This window comes from Streptomyces sp. NPDC001858 (assembly GCF_053594615.1).
Genome location: NZ_JBSFEV010000032.1, coordinates 78,400 through 92,291 on the forward strand (window position 1 = coordinate 78,400; position 13,892 = coordinate 92,291).

Genomic DNA, 13,892 nt, shown 5'->3' on the forward strand with positions numbered 1-13,892 from the left:
TGGACGAACTGTCAGGACCGTAGCGGGGGGTGGGTTACCTCGGGTAGCGGTCGGTAGGTTACGGTTCAGTAATATGACTGATCGGTAACGTGCTGGCCCTCGCCCCTGCGAGCCCGTCCAGGCGGTGTGGTTGACTCTGTCCGTGCTGCACGAATCGGTTTTCCGGACCGCGGACCTACCGGTGGACACGCGGTTCGAGGCGTGGGCGGAGCGCATGGGCGGTACGCACGCGCCCATGCAGCTCAGCAGCGACCGCACCGCGGACTACCACGGCCACCAGCGCGTGATCGGGCTGGGCGACGACGTCATGGTGTGGCCCGCCACCTTCGACCATCTGGTCTTCCGCCGCACGCCGAAACTCATCCGGCAGTCCGACCCCGAGACGTACCACCTGTCCCTCCTGCTGGCGGGCGAGGGAGCTGCGAACTGGGGCAGAGAACAGGCCGCCTACCGGATCAACGACTTCCACACCAACTCCTCCTCCCGGTCCTGGGACATCACCACCGGCCCCGACCCGGTCACCCTCGTCGGCCTCGAACTCCCCCGGTCCTCGGTGGTCGTGCCCGGCCACCGCTTCGACCGGTTCGTCGGGGGCCGTGTCTCGGGGCAGGAGGGCATCGGCGCGCTGCTGGCGCAGTTCCTGCTCCAACTGGTCGCGGACACCTCGCCCTACCAGCCCTCGGACGCGCCCCGGTTGGGAACGGTGGTCGTCGACCTCGTCACGGCCCTCTTCGCGCAGGCGGCGGACGCCGACCTCCGGCTCCTGCCGGAGGCCCACGGCCGGACCCTCGCCCTCCGCGCCAAGTCGTACATCCGCCGGCATCTGAGCGACTCGGACCTGACCCCCGGCAGGGTCGCCGCCGTGCACCACATCTCCCGCAGTTACCTGTACCGCCTTTTCCAGGCCGAAGGGCTCACGGTCGCCGCCTACATCAGGGACCAGCGACTGGAGCAGGCCCGCCGCGACCTCGTCGACCCCCGGCTGCGCGCGCTGCCCATCCACGCCGTCGGCGCCCGCTGGGGCTTCCCGCGCGCCGCCGAGTTCAGCCGGGCGTTCCGCACCGCCTACGGCCTTCCGCCCGGCGAACTGCGCGAACAGGCCATGAACGCGGCGTTGTCCGGCGGTGTGGACGCTCTGCCAAGTAGGCGTGGACGGTAGGCCAACGACACAGCGGGCGTCCCTCCTGCACCATGAAGATCACCGCGGCGCAGGCCGCGTGGACGCGGGCCGTGCCAGGACGACGGGGGAGTCCTGGCACGGCACGGAGACCCCGCCGCCGCACACCGGCCGCGGGGACCGAGCGCCGCGGATGATCGAGTGGTGACGGCCCGGAGGCGGGCGTACCGTCAAACGGTGGACCCGACAGTGGACGCGGCCGTCCGCTGACCTCTCCAAGGGCCCGCCCCCGAGCGGGCGAACACACTATGAGCAGCCTTCCGCAGCCGACTTCAGCGACCCAGGCCTCCGCCCGACAGGACGGTGGCGGGAAGGCGATGGCGCTGCTCGTCATCGCCTCGTGCCAGCTGATGGTGGTCCTCGACATCACCATCGTGAACATCGCGCTGCCGGACATCCAGCGCTCCCTGGACTTCTCCACCACCAGCCTGGCGTGGGTGGTCAACGCCTACACCCTCACCTTCGGCGGTCTGCTGCTCCTCGGCGGCCGGGTCGGCGACATCCTGGGCAGACGGCGGGTGTTCATCTTCGGCGTGCTGCTGTTCGTGCTCGCCTCGCTGCTCGGCGGACTCGCCCAGAACGAGGCCCAACTCCTCGCCGCACGCGCCCTGCAGGGCGTCGGCGGCGCCATCGCCTCCCCGACCGCGCTCTCCCTGGTCAGCACGACGTTCCAGGAAGGCCCCGAGCGCAACCGGGCCTTCGGGGTCTTCGCCGCGGTCTCGGCGGGCGGCGGCGCCATCGGCCTGCTCGCGGGCGGCATCCTCGTCGAGTGGCTGAACTGGCGGTGGGTGCTCTTCGTCAACGTGCCCATCGGACTGCTCATCGCCCTCGCCACGCCTCGGTTCATCAAGGAGTCCGAACGGCACCCCGGCCACTTCGACATCACCGGCGCGCTCACCTCCACCGCGGGCATGGTCCTGCTGGTGTACGGGTTCATCAGAGCCGCGCAGGAAGGCTGGCGGGACGCCCTCACGCTGGCCTCGTTCGGCGCCGCCGTCGTCATCCTGGCGATGTTCATCCTGGTCGAGCGGCGTTCGCGGCAGCCGATCACTCCGTTGCACATGTTCGCCGACCGCAACCGGGCAGGCACGTACGGGATCATGCTGTGCCTCGCCGCCGCGATCTTCGGCATGTTCTTCTTCCTCACGCTCTTCGTGCAGAACGTGCTCGACTTCAGCCCGCTCGCGGCCGGCTTCGCCTTCCTGCCGGTCAGCGCGGTCATCGCGATCGGCGCCGGGCTGGCCTCCAAGTTCCTGCCCACATACGGCCCCAAGCCCTTCATGGTGGTGGGCGCGATCCTCGCGGCGGGCGGCCTGTCCTGGCTGACCCTGACCGACGTGCACTCCACCTACGCGGGCAGTGTCCTCGGGCCGATGCTCGTCTTCAGCCTCGGCATGGGCATGGAGTTCGTGTCCCTCACGCTGATGGCGCTCTCCAACGTGTCCCCGCGGGAGACCGGCGCGGCCTCCGGACTCCTCAACGCCACCCAGCAGGTGGGCGGTTCGCTCGGCCTGTCCATCCTGGTCACGATGTACGGCACGGCGAGCCGCAACGAGGCGGAGAAGCAGCTCCCCGACTTCCTGTCCCAGGCGACCCCGGCCGAGCGGCTGCAGTTCCGGCGCACCGGGGTGCTTCCCGACCCCTGGGCGGACGAGGTCCTCACCGCCGGCGTCTCGGCCGCCTTCGTCATGGCGGCGATCTTCACGGTCCTGGCCGCGCTGATCGCGGTCCTGGTGATCCAGGTCCGCCCCTCGGACCTGGAACGCCTCAAGGGCGGCACGGTCCCGGGCCCCGGTTGACGCGTCGTAGATCTTGACCCCGGTCGGAACCGGGGCTTAGCGTTCCCGCGTTGGCACCTGATTGAAACGATTCACATCATGCCGGACGACCTGCGGGACGACCTGCGGGACCACCTGGGGGGACGCTCATGCAGCAACCGTTCGCGCCGGAGCCGTTCGGGCCGGAGCCGCTCGGGCACGAACCGTTCGAGCGAGAGTCCCTCGCCCACGGGAACGCCCATGGGTACGCTCACGGAGACGCCGACGGAAACGGCGTGTCGCGCCGGGCGGTCCTCGCCGCCGGGGCGACTGCGGGCATCGCGGCCGGGACCGTCGCGGCCCTGGGATCCGCGACGACCGCGGCGGCGGCCCAGGCCGGGCCCGTCGCCGACACGCACGGCACCGCCGCCGACCGGTTCGCCGACCCCGCCCGCGCGGTGCGCCCCAAGTTCCGCTGGTGGTGGCCGGACGGTCTGGTGAACCCCGACGAGATCACCCGCGAGGTCGACACCATCGCGGACGCGGGCTTCGGCGGCGCCGAGATCGCCGCCGTACACCACAGCGTCAAGGACAAGTCGGTCCTGGACCCCGCGCACCACGGCTGGGGCGGCAGACCCTGGCGCGACGGCGTCGAGGCCGCCCTGCGCCGCGCCGCGCGCCGGGGCCTCACCCTCGATCTCACCCTCGGCCCGAGCTGGCCCGTCGCCGTCCCCGGCATCGGCCCGGACGACGAGGCCGCCGCCAAGGAACTCGTCCACGGCCGGGCCTCGTTGAGCGGCGGGGCCACCTACCGGGGGCCGGTGCCGCCACCCGTGCACGCGCCCGCCGCCGGGGTCACCCGGCAGCGCCTCCTCGCCGTGCAGGCCGCCCGCGTCGACGCCGCGCACTCCACGCGCAAGGAGACCGGGCTCGACCTCTCCAGCGTCCGCGACCTCACCGCCACCGTCGCCGAGGACGGCGTCCTGACCTGGACGGCGCCCGAGGCGGGGGAGTGGGCGCTGATCTCCTACTGGGTGCGCGGCAGCGGCCAGCAGCCCGAGTCCGGCCCGCACTCCACGCCCGCCGCCCATGTCGTCGACCATCTCGCCCCGGCCGGCACCGCCGCCGTCACCGGCTTCTGGGAGCGGGAACTGCTGACGCCCGCCCTGCGGGGCCTGCTGAAGGCGGCCGGCGGCGCCTTCTTCGAGGACTCCGTGGAGCTGGAGACGGACGGCCTGACCTGGACGTCCGCGCTGCCGGACGCCTTCGAGAAGCACACCGGCCGACTCCTGCTGCCGTATCTGCCGGCTCTGATCCTGAGCGACGGCAACCAGGTGTTCGCCTTCGAGGCGCAGCTGACCCGGCAGCTCCGGCACGACTTCTGGGAGACGTTCTCGGACCTGTTCAACCGTCACCATGTGCGCGCCCTGCGGGACTGGGCGCACTCCCTCGGCATGACCCTGCGCGCCCAGCCCTACGGGCTGCAGACCGACGCGATCGCGTCGGCGGCGATCCTCGACCACGCCGAGGGCGAGTCCCTCGGCTTCAAGAACCTCGACGACTTCCGCTGCCTCGCCGGCGGCCGGGACATGGCGGGCCACACCGTGCTGTCCTGCGAGGCGGGCGCGTACAACGGCTCCGCGTACAGCACCACCTGGGACCGCTTCCTGCGCACCATGGGCGGCGCCTACGCGGCGGGCGTCAACCAGACCGTCGTCCACGGCTTCTCCTACGCCACCGTCCCGGGCGTGAGCTGGCCCGGCTTCGCCGCCTTCAGTCCGTACAACGGCGGTCCCGGCTACGGCGAGTCGTGGGGTCCCCGCCAGCCGACCTGGCGTCACCTCCCGGACATCGCCTCCTACCTCGGCCGGGTGCACGGGGTGCTCCAGTCCGGCACCGCACGGGCGGACGTCGCCGTCTTCCGGCAGACCGGCTACGCCGCGACCGGCATCGGCGCCTCCTGGTTCACCGCGACCGGCGTCCCGCTCGGCTGGACCCACCAGTTCCTCAGCGGGCCGCTGCTCGAACTGCCGAACGCCACCGTGTCGGCCGGCCGCCTCGCCCCGGACGGACCCGCCTACAAGGCCCTCTTCGTCGAGGGCGACTTCTTCTACGCCTCCACCCCGACCCTCGCCGTGACCGACGCCCGCCGTCTGCTGAGGCTGGCCGAGGCCGGGCTGCCGATCGTGGTGCTGGGCGCCTTCGACCAGGCCCTGACCCCGGGGATCCCCGACGACGGCGAGACCGACCGGCTGCGCGCACTCCTCGCCCGGCTGCTCGGCCTGCCCAACGTCGTCCGCGTCACGGACAAGGCCGCCGTGGGCGACGCCCTCGCCCGGCTCGGCATCACCCCGGACGTACGCCACGCCACCGCGTCCACGCTCCTGAACGCACACCGCGTCACCTGGGACGCCGACTACTACTACCTCTGCAACGGCAAGCACGCCGAGACGGTGAAACCGCCGGTGGCCGCGATCGACCACGAGGTGACCCTGCGCCACACCCGCCGCACCCGGTACGGGACGACGGTCCCCTACCTGCTGGACCCGTGGACGGGCGAGGTCACCCGGATCGCCCGGTACACCGAGGACGGCGGCGACGTCACCGTGCGCGTCGCCCTCCAGCCCGGCCAGGCGACGATCGTCGCCCTGGGACGCCCGGGACTCTTCGGCGACCGGAACGGGGCACGGCCGCACGCCCTTGCCTCCGACGCGCCCGAAGTCCTGTTCGTCGGAAGAGAGTTGACGGTCCGTTCGGACAGCTCGGGCACCTGCACGACCCGGCTGTCCTCGGGCCGTACCGTCACCACGTCCATCCCGCCCGTGCCCGCTCCCGTCACCCCGGACCGGTGGCAGCTGGACGTGGAGGACTGGTACCCCGGAGCCTCGGCGACCCGCACCGAACGCGTCCACCGCAGCCTCACGCTCGACACGTTGGCGCCCTGGTCGCGGATCCCGGAACTGGCCGACTCCGCGGGCATCGGGCGCTACCGGACGACGATCGACCTGCCGTCCGACTGGACCTCCGCGCACGGAGCCCGGCTGGAACTCGGCCAGGTCTCCGACACCGCGCGCGTCACCGTGAACGGCGTCGGCGCGCCGCCCGTCGACCGACTCCGCCCGGTCGTCGACGTCGGCCCGCTGCTGCGGCGCGGCCGCAACGTGATCGAGGTCGAGGTGGCGACCCCGCTCGTCAACCGGCTGCGGGTCGCCCAGCCGGCGGTCTTCGGCGCCGTCGCCCGCCAGGACCACGGCCTGACGGGCCCCGTACGGCTGGTCCCGTACGGGCAGGCCGCCGTCCGCTGAGGGGCGGGCTGCCGGGGCGGGCAGGCGGGCGGAACGGCGACGGCCGTTCCGCTCCGCCCGGTCAGGTCCGGCCGTTCCCGCCGGTTCCTTGCGTCGGCACGCACGTCGCCAAGGAGCACGATGAGCACCACAGGCATGCGCACCACAGGCATACGCGTCACGAGCATGCGCCCGAGCGGCGTGCGCCCCACCGGCGTGCGCGGGACCCATGCCGTCGCGGCGCGCCTGCTGGGGCGTCCGCGGGGGTGAAGGCGGGAGGCACGTCGTCGGTGTCCTACGAGCGGGCGGACCTGCTGAAGGACGCCGACTACGTCGTCTACTACGCGAACAGCGACGGTTCCCCCGCCAACAAGGCACCTCCGACTTCCTGCCGGGTTCGTACACGGCCGCGATGGGCGTGATCGACAGCATCGAGTCCGCCCTGAGCAAGTAGGCGGACCCGAGGGAGCCGGCCTCAGCGCACGGGGAAACCGAACGCGTACCCCTGCTCCTTCAGCCAGGGCAGGATCTCGCGCAGGGCGGTGACGGTCTGCGCGCGATCCCCGCCGGCGTCGTGGAAGAGGATGGTCGGACCGTTGGTCACCTCATGCTGCACGGTGGCCACGATGCCGGCGGCGCCGGGCCGTTCGAAGTCCTTGGTGTCGACGTTCCAGCCCAGCGGCCGCATCCCGCGCGAGGCGGCCAGCTTGCGGCTGTAAGGGGTGAAGGCGCCGCCCGGCGCCCGGTAGTACATCGGCCGGACACCGCCGGAGGCCTCGGTGATCATGCGTTCGGCGTCCAGGATCTGCTGCGACTGGTACGACTCGGGCTTGGTGTCCATGGTGGTGTCGTGCGAGACCGTGTGGTCGCACAGCCGGTGCCCGTCCGCCACCACCGCCTTGACCAGGTCCGGGTGGGCCTGCGCCTGGGTGCCGACCATGCAGAACGTCGCCTTCACGCCGTTCTCCCGCAGCACCTCGAGGACCTGCGGTGTCCAGCCCGGGTCCGGGCCGTCGTCGATGGTGATGTTGACGCCCCGCGCGCCCTTGTCCGACGCGTGCGCGATCTCCACCGACACCGCCGCCAGGACGCGGGCGGCGCCCGGCGCCGAAGGGCTCGCGGAGGGGCCCGCTCCCGCCTGGGCCCCGCCGACGGATCCGGCCTGCGCGGTCCAGACCGAGGTGACGGCCGCCAGCGCCGTCACCCCGATCGCCGCCGCGAGTACTCGGACGTGCCATCCCCGCCCGCCATGTCGCGCCATGTCTGCCCTGTCCTCGCCCTCGTGGTTGACCCCGTGCAGCTGTCAGGACGACGAAACTGCCGTACGGGATCCGCCTGTTACCGATTGCGGACACTTGAGGGGGACCTTCAGGGGCGCAGCGGGGCGCACAGCAGGGCGGCGGGTCCGGGGGTGCTGCCGAGGCGGGTGGTGAAGGCGATGCCGGCGGCGTACTCGGCGGCGGTACACTGACCCTTGTAGCGGCCCTGGGCGAAGTCGCCGCCGTCGGCCGGCCGGTTGTCGGAGCGGTCGAACCACACGGTCCGTCCGGCGCCGCCCAGCGGTGTGCGGGCGGGGGCGCACAGCGCCGCCGAGACCCGCTCGCCGCGGCGGCTGTAGCCGATGAGGAACTGCCCGGCGGGGCACTGGAGTTTGGTGTACCCGCCGGCCCAGTCGCCGCCCGCCGGGACGTGCCGTTCGTCGGTGACGACGGTCTGCGCGTTGCCCGGGGCCCGCAGGTCGCCGCCCGGCTCGTCGGTGCACAGACCGCGGCCGCCGGTGTGGCTGAGGCCGGTCAGCCGCAGCCCGTCGGGGCAGGCGGCCTTGGACGCCCCCGGATCCCAGTCCCCGCCGGCCCGCACCCGCAGCGACTGCACGGAGTCGCCGTGGTCGGTGGCGAGCATCCGCCGGACGGCCGTCGGCGCGACCGGCCCGGTGACCGACGCGGCCGTCATCAGGTGACTCCAGGCCGTGCCGCGCCAGTCGCCCTGGTCGAGGATGCCGTAGCGGCGCCCGGCCGGGTCGTAGCGCAGCAGCGCCCAGTCGTCGTGGCCCTCCCAGCCGACCAGGGGCCAGTAGGCGAAGTCGGCGTCGTGGTCGGCGAAGTAGTCGGTGAGGTTGCCGAACCAGGTGCGGGCCGCGGCGCCCGTCTCGTTGCCGCCGACGCCGAACTCGCTGATCCACACGGGCGCCGTGTGGTGCTGTCCCTCGGCCGTGACGAAGAAGGCCTGGTCGGCGAGGACTTGGTACAGCTGGTCGCGGGTCAGGTCCTGGTAGCGCGGATCGTGGGTCTCGCCGATCCCGGTGGCGCCGCTGTGCCGGGGGCCGGTGTAGCCGTAGAAGTGGGCGGAGTAGACCAGCTTGCGCGCGTTCACGAGGGTGTGCGAGAGCGTGCGCACGGGGGCGAGGGTGGGGCGTTCGTGCGGCAGCCCGTCCACGGGCAGCCCGGTCCAGTTGATTCCCTCGACGACGATGAGGAGGTCGGGGTTGGCCTCGGTGAGGATGCGGTCCGCGGCGAGTTGGGCCGCGGCGTACCAGTCGTGGTCGTCGCCCAGGCCCCAGTTGGGGTCGTCCAGGACGTCACGGCGTACCTCGTTGTAGAGGTCGGCGCCCACCACCCGGGGGTCGGCGGCGTAGCGGCGGGCCATGAAGACCCAGTCGTCGGCCCACTGCCGGGTGCTCTGACCGCTGTTCCAGCGTTCGTTGCCGTCGAGGCCGCAGCACCAACGGGAGGTGTTGGTGTGGTTGTTGAGGACGACGGCGAACCCGTCCTGGGTGAGGGCCGCCACGACGGCGTCGAAGATCTGCAGGGGCGTCCTGCCGCGCAGGTGCGGGTTGGCCGTGACGGCGGCGTCCGGCACCGCGGCCGTCGCGCGGATCATCTCGTTTGAGAACGGCAGCCGGATGCTGTTGACGCCGAGCGCGTGGAAATCGGCGAGCAACTGCCGCAGCGGGGCGCGGTCCAGGCCCAGGGGCACTCCGTAGGAGTTCTGGCCGGCGTGGTGGTTGGCGGGGTCGGCGGTGCTGCCGCTGCCCGTCCACGAGCCCTGAGCGCCGTCCCAGTTGGCCGACTTCAGCCGGAAGCGGTTCCCCTGGGCGTCGACGATGTAGCGGCCGCGGGTGGACAGGGGCGGCTGCCAGGTTGCGGCCTCGGCCGCCGGGGAAGCGGCCTGAGAAGCGCTCCGGGGAGCGGCCTGAGCGGTGGCCTCGGCCGGTGCGTCGGCCGCCGCTGCGGTCGGCGCCGGGGTCAGGAGGGCGAGCACCACGGCAGGTGCTGTCAGGTACTTGACAAGTCGGGTCGATCGAGTGGTCGGCATCCGGTCCTCTGCGGGGGGTGGCGGGCGTGCGAGCGGCGACCGTCAGCCTACGAGGACTCGGCCGCGATGTCCCCGGGTCGGACATCGCGGCCTGGAAGGTGTCACCAGGTGTGGGCCACGTCCACCACGACATGGCCGGGCAGCCGCAGCACCTGGAAGGGCAGCCGCGCGCGGACCCCGAGCCCGAACTGCGTCACGCCCTCGAAACTGCCGGCGTAGCGGGTGTCCCGGAACGTGGAGTACCCGGTGAGGTTCACTCCCGGCAGGGGCTGTGCGACCCGCCCGGGATAGGTGGAGGCGCCGGTCTCGACGTCGTAGGCGGGCGCGCTCACCCGGACCTCGATGACGGCCCCGCCGCCGACCGCGATGGGCCGGCCGGATCCGTCCTGGTAGAGCTGGTCGACGTAGCCCACCGCGTAGCCGAGCTCGGCGCTGCTCGTGCCGGGAACGTCGATGACGAACCGGTCGTAGCAGTCGTGGCGGCCGGTCCTGACGTTCGTCACCGGCGTCGTCGTGCCCGAGAGGTACGTCTTGTCGAGGCTGCCCCAGCCGGTCGGGCAGGCGGCGGCGGCCCGGGTGGCGGTGGTGGGTGCGGCGACGGCCGGGGCTGCGGCCACGGCCAGCGTGGCGGTCAGCAGGGCGGCGGTCGCCCAGACGATTCTGGTTCGTACCATGATCTCCCCCGAAGCTGTATGTGTCGGATATCTACTGAGACAACCGGATTGACCTGAAGGTTGCACCGCGGCCCTGCGGTCTTCGGAGCTGTGACTTCCCCCACCTACTCTTGCCCGGGAGAGGAAGGCTTACCTAAGTTCAGTCGCATGTCCGACGATTTCGCCATCGATCTCAGCGCGCACGAAATGCTCCGGCGGGCGCACGTGCTGGACGCCGTGGGCCCCGACTGGGATCCCGGCGAGGCCCTGCGCGGCGAGCAGGAGGCGTACGCCCTGCTGTACTCCGGCCTCGACGCCGACCAGCAGCGCGTCCACGACGAACTGGTCGCCGCCGGTGTGCTCCCCGGGCGAGGGGACGGCCATGCTGCCCCTTGACCCGCAGGCCGACATCGGCCGTCGCGCCTGGATCGCCTGCCCGAACTGCGACGACCGGCAGGGCTGCGCCGCCTGCGCCGACGGCCGCAGCTGCTCCACGCACTGGCGCTACCTGCTCTCCAACACCGGCAGCCTGCTGCATCTGCAGTGCCCCTCCTGCACCCACAGCTGGACCCACGAGACCGGGTTCGGCGCCACCCGCTCCCGTTGGGAGCGCGTCATCAGCGGCCTGCGGCCACGCTGACCAGGACATCGCCCCGGCGTTGAGGCCGGACGGCGGATCGAGGCCTGCTTTCGGATGACCTCACCGTCTGTCGGCGGCGGCAGCCGCCCGGCGCACCGGAGGATCGCAGTCGGCCGGGGCGTCCCGGCGTGCCCCTCGTCCGCCTGGAGACAGCTGTGCACATCCTGCTCGTGGCCGGCGCGTTCAACAGCCTCACCCAGCGTGTCCACGCCGAACTCCGCGACCGCGGCCACCACGTGGCCGTGGAACTCGCCCTCCCGGACGGTTCGCTGCCGGCCGCCGTCCGCCGCCACGACCCGCAGCTCGTCGTGGCGCCGATACTGAAGACGGCGATCCCCGAGGAGGTGTGGACGGCGTACACCTGCTTCGTGGTCCATCCGGGGCCGGTGGGCGACCGCGGACCCTCCTCGCTGGACTGGGCGATCCACGAGGGCGTCGACGCGTGGGGCGTCACGGTGCTGCAGGCCGTCGGGGAGCTGGACGCGGGCGACGTGTGGGCCGGTGTCGCGTGCCGGGTTCCCCCGGTCGCCAAGAGCGACCTGTACCGGGGCGAGATCGCCGACGCCGCCCTCGAAGCCGTCCTCCTCGCCGTGGACCGCTTCGCCGGCGGGACCCACGAGCCGCGCCCCCAGAGCGAACTGTGCGCGCAGGACGGCCTGCCGCGCGTCCGCCCCTACCTCGACCAGAGCGTGCGGCGCATCGACTGGGCCGAGGACTCCACCCGGACCGTCGTGCGCAAGCTGCGGGCCGCGGACTCGCAGCCCGGAGTGCTCGACGTGCTGCTCGGCGGCGAATGGTATCTGCACGGCGGCCACCCCGAAGGCGTGCTGCGCGGCAGCCCCGGCGAACTGCTCGCCACCCGGGCCGGGGCGATCTGCCGGGCCACCACCGACGGCGCGGTGTGGATCCCCGAGCTGAGGCCGCGCCGGCTGCCCGGGCGGCCGCCCACGTTCAGGCTCCCCGCCGTACAGGCGCTGGGCGACCGGCTGCCGCCCCTGCCCGAGCACGCCCCGCCCACGCTGCCCGACGCGGGGTACCCCGGATGGACCGACATCCGCTACCGGGAGGACGGGAGCGTCGGCTGCCTCTCGTTCTCCTTCCCGGGCGGCGCCATGAGCACCGAGCAGTGCCGCCGCCTGCTGCGCGCCTACCGCGAGGCCTGCGCCCGCCCCACCTCCGTACTGGTGCTGGGCGGCGAGCGCGACTTCTTCTCCAACGGGATCCACCTGGGCGTCATCGAGGCCGCCGACGACCCCGGCGCCGAGTCCTGGGCCAACATCGACGCCATGGACGACCTCGTCGAGGCGGTGCTGACCACCACGGACCGCCTGGTCGTCGCCGCCGTCGCGGGCAACGCAGCGGCCGGCGGGGCGATGCTCGCCCTCGCGGCGGACGAGGTGTGGTGCCGCGCCGGGGCCGTGTGGAACCCCCACTACGGCCTGCTGGGCCTGTACGGCTCGGAGTACTGGACGCACACCCTGCCCCGCAGGGTCGGTCCGGCGGTGGCCGACCGGCTCATGCGGGACATGCTGCCGGTGAGCTCGGCGCGCGCCGAGGAGCTGGGCCTCGTCGACCTGGTGGTGGAGGCCGACCCCGAGGCGTTCGCCGCGGACGTCCGCCGGCTGGCCGCGTATCTGGCCGGGCTGCCGGCGACGGAGGCCCGCATCGCCGCGAAGAAGAGGGAGCTGGAGCTGCGGGAGAGCACCGCCCCGCTCGCCGGGTTCCGGGAGCGTGAGCTGGCCCGGATGCGGCAGACCTTCGACGACCCGGACGCCCCGTACCACGCCCTGCGCCGGGCCTTCGTCCGCAAGGAGCGCCCCGGCCACACCCCCTCGCACCTCGTCTAAACCCCTACGGGGCCGTTCGCCGTCGAATTCACCGGAACGGCCCCCCATGGCGTCTCGTCGCGGCCGAACGGCTGATACGAAGAAACATGAAGGACTCCGGAGAACATTTAGGGCGAATGCTCGCCTTGATCCCCTACCTCCCCAGGAGGCGATCCCATGACTGAGGCGGCGCCGAAGACGGCCGAAGAGACACCCACGATCCACATCCTCTGGATCAACGCGGGCCTGAGCTGCGACGGCGACTCGGTCGCGCTCACGGCGGCCATGCAGCCGAGCATCGAGGAGATCGTCCTCGGAGTGCTGCCAGGGCTGCCCAAGATCGCCGTGCACTGGCCGCTGATCGACTTCGAGTGCGGTCCGGTCGGCGGCGCGGACACGTTCATCGAGTGGTTCTTCAAGGGCGAGCGGGGCGAGATCGATCCGTTCGTGCTGGTCGTCGAGGGGTCCGTGCCCAACGAGGCGATCAAGCCCGAGGGCTACTGGTGCGGCTTCGGCGACAACCCCGAGACCGGCCAGCCGATCACCACCAGCGAGTGGATCGACCGGCTCGCGCCCAAGGCGCTGGCCGTGGTCGCCATCGGCACCTGCGCCACCTACGGCGGCATCCACGCCATGGCGGGCAACCCGACCGGAGCCATGGGCGTGCCGGACTACCTCGGCTGGGAGTGGAAGTCCAAGGCCGGCATCCCGATCGTGTGCGTCCCCGGCTGTCCGATCCAGCCCGACAACTTCGCCGAGACGCTCACCTACCTGCTCTACCAGGCGGCCGGCTCCGCCCCGATGATCCCGCTGGACGACAAGCTGCGCCCGACCTGGCTGTTCGGGAACACCGTCCACGAGGGCTGCGACCGCGCCGGCTACTACGAGCAGGGCGAGTTCGCGACGACGTACGACTCGCCGAAGTGCCTGGTCAAGATCGGCTGCTGGGGTCCGGTCGTCAAGTGCAACGTGCCCAAACGCGGCTGGATGAACGGCATCGGCGGCTGCCCGAACGTCGGCGGCATCTGCATCGCCTGCACCATGCCCGGCTTCCCCGACAAGTTCATGCCGTTCATGGACGAGCCCCCCGGAGCCAAGGTCTCCACCACCGCCAGCGGCGCCTACGGGGCCGTGGTCCGACGGATGCGGACGATCACGGCGAAGACGCTGGACAAGGAACCCAAGTGGCGCCGAACCGGCGAGAAGATCACCACCGGTTACCGGCCCCCGTGGTGACCCG

At 72.4% G+C, this 13,892-nt stretch carries 10 protein-coding genes; 7 read left to right on the forward strand and 3 right to left on the reverse strand.

The window, feature by feature from the left end:
• Nucleotides 1-142 precede the first annotated feature (142 nt).
• The 3 genes from ACWCPF_RS33860 to ACWCPF_RS33870 all read left to right on the forward strand — a co-directional run bounded on the left by ACWCPF_RS33860 (nt 143) and on the right by ACWCPF_RS33870 (nt 6,239).
• Nucleotides 143-1,159: a helix-turn-helix transcriptional regulator gene (locus ACWCPF_RS33860; protein ID WP_451048920.1), complete on the forward strand. Its 1,017-nt coding sequence runs from the start codon at nt 143-145 to the stop codon at nt 1,157-1,159.
• A 266-nt stretch (nt 1,160-1,425) separates the two neighbouring features.
• A complete protein-coding gene (locus tag ACWCPF_RS33865) occupies nt 1,426-2,976 on the forward strand; it encodes an MFS transporter (protein WP_451048921.1) in 1,551 nt (516 codons plus the stop codon).
• A gap of 128 nt (nt 2,977-3,104) precedes the next feature.
• Nucleotides 3,105-6,239 carry a glycosyl hydrolase gene (locus ACWCPF_RS33870; RefSeq protein WP_451048922.1) on the forward strand — a complete coding sequence of 1,045 codons (3,135 nt, stop codon included), beginning with the start codon at nt 3,105-3,107 and terminating at the stop codon, nt 6,237-6,239.
• Between the two features lie 454 nt (nt 6,240-6,693).
• On the opposite strand, the gene ACWCPF_RS33875 is transcribed toward ACWCPF_RS33870, so the two are convergent.
• From ACWCPF_RS33875 to ACWCPF_RS33885, 3 genes are all read right to left on the reverse strand, one after another.
• Nucleotides 6,694-7,479 carry a polysaccharide deacetylase family protein gene (locus tag ACWCPF_RS33875; protein ID WP_451048923.1) on the reverse strand — a complete coding sequence of 262 codons (786 nt, stop codon included), beginning with the start codon at nt 7,477-7,479 and terminating at the stop codon, nt 6,694-6,696.
• A gap of 107 nt (nt 7,480-7,586) precedes the next feature.
• Nucleotides 7,587-9,533 (reverse strand): glycoside hydrolase family 5 protein, encoded by a 1,947-nt coding sequence (locus ACWCPF_RS33880; protein WP_451048924.1) that lies wholly within the window; start codon nt 9,531-9,533, stop codon nt 7,587-7,589.
• A 101-nt stretch (nt 9,534-9,634) separates the two neighbouring features.
• Nucleotides 9,635-10,207 (reverse strand): AMIN-like domain-containing (lipo)protein, encoded by a 573-nt coding sequence (locus ACWCPF_RS33885; RefSeq protein WP_451048925.1) that lies wholly within the window; start codon nt 10,205-10,207, stop codon nt 9,635-9,637.
• A 147-nt stretch (nt 10,208-10,354) separates the two neighbouring features.
• Here ACWCPF_RS33885 and ACWCPF_RS33890 point away from each other — a divergent pair, with 147 nt between their 5' ends.
• The 4 genes from ACWCPF_RS33890 to ACWCPF_RS33905 all read left to right on the forward strand — a co-directional run bounded on the left by ACWCPF_RS33890 (nt 10,355) and on the right by ACWCPF_RS33905 (nt 13,888).
• On the forward strand, nt 10,355-10,582 hold the full coding sequence (locus tag ACWCPF_RS33890) for a DUF6400 family protein (RefSeq protein WP_451048926.1): 228 nt from the start codon (nt 10,355-10,357) through the stop codon (nt 10,580-10,582).
• Nucleotides 10,569-10,826, forward strand: a complete 258-nt coding sequence (locus ACWCPF_RS33895; protein ID WP_451048927.1) for a hypothetical protein — start codon at nt 10,569-10,571, stop codon at nt 10,824-10,826. Before ACWCPF_RS33890 ends, ACWCPF_RS33895 begins: the two co-directional genes overlap by 14 nt.
• Before the next feature lie 155 nt (nt 10,827-10,981).
• Entirely contained in the window at nt 10,982-12,673 is a 1,692-nt protein-coding gene (locus tag ACWCPF_RS33900; protein WP_451048953.1) for an enoyl-CoA hydratase-related protein, read from the forward strand.
• Nucleotides 12,674-12,829: 156 nt separating this feature from the next.
• A complete protein-coding gene (locus ACWCPF_RS33905; protein WP_451048928.1) occupies nt 12,830-13,888 on the forward strand; it encodes an NADH-quinone oxidoreductase subunit B family protein in 1,059 nt (352 codons plus the stop codon).
• The last annotated feature ends 4 nt before the right edge of the window (nt 13,889-13,892 follow it).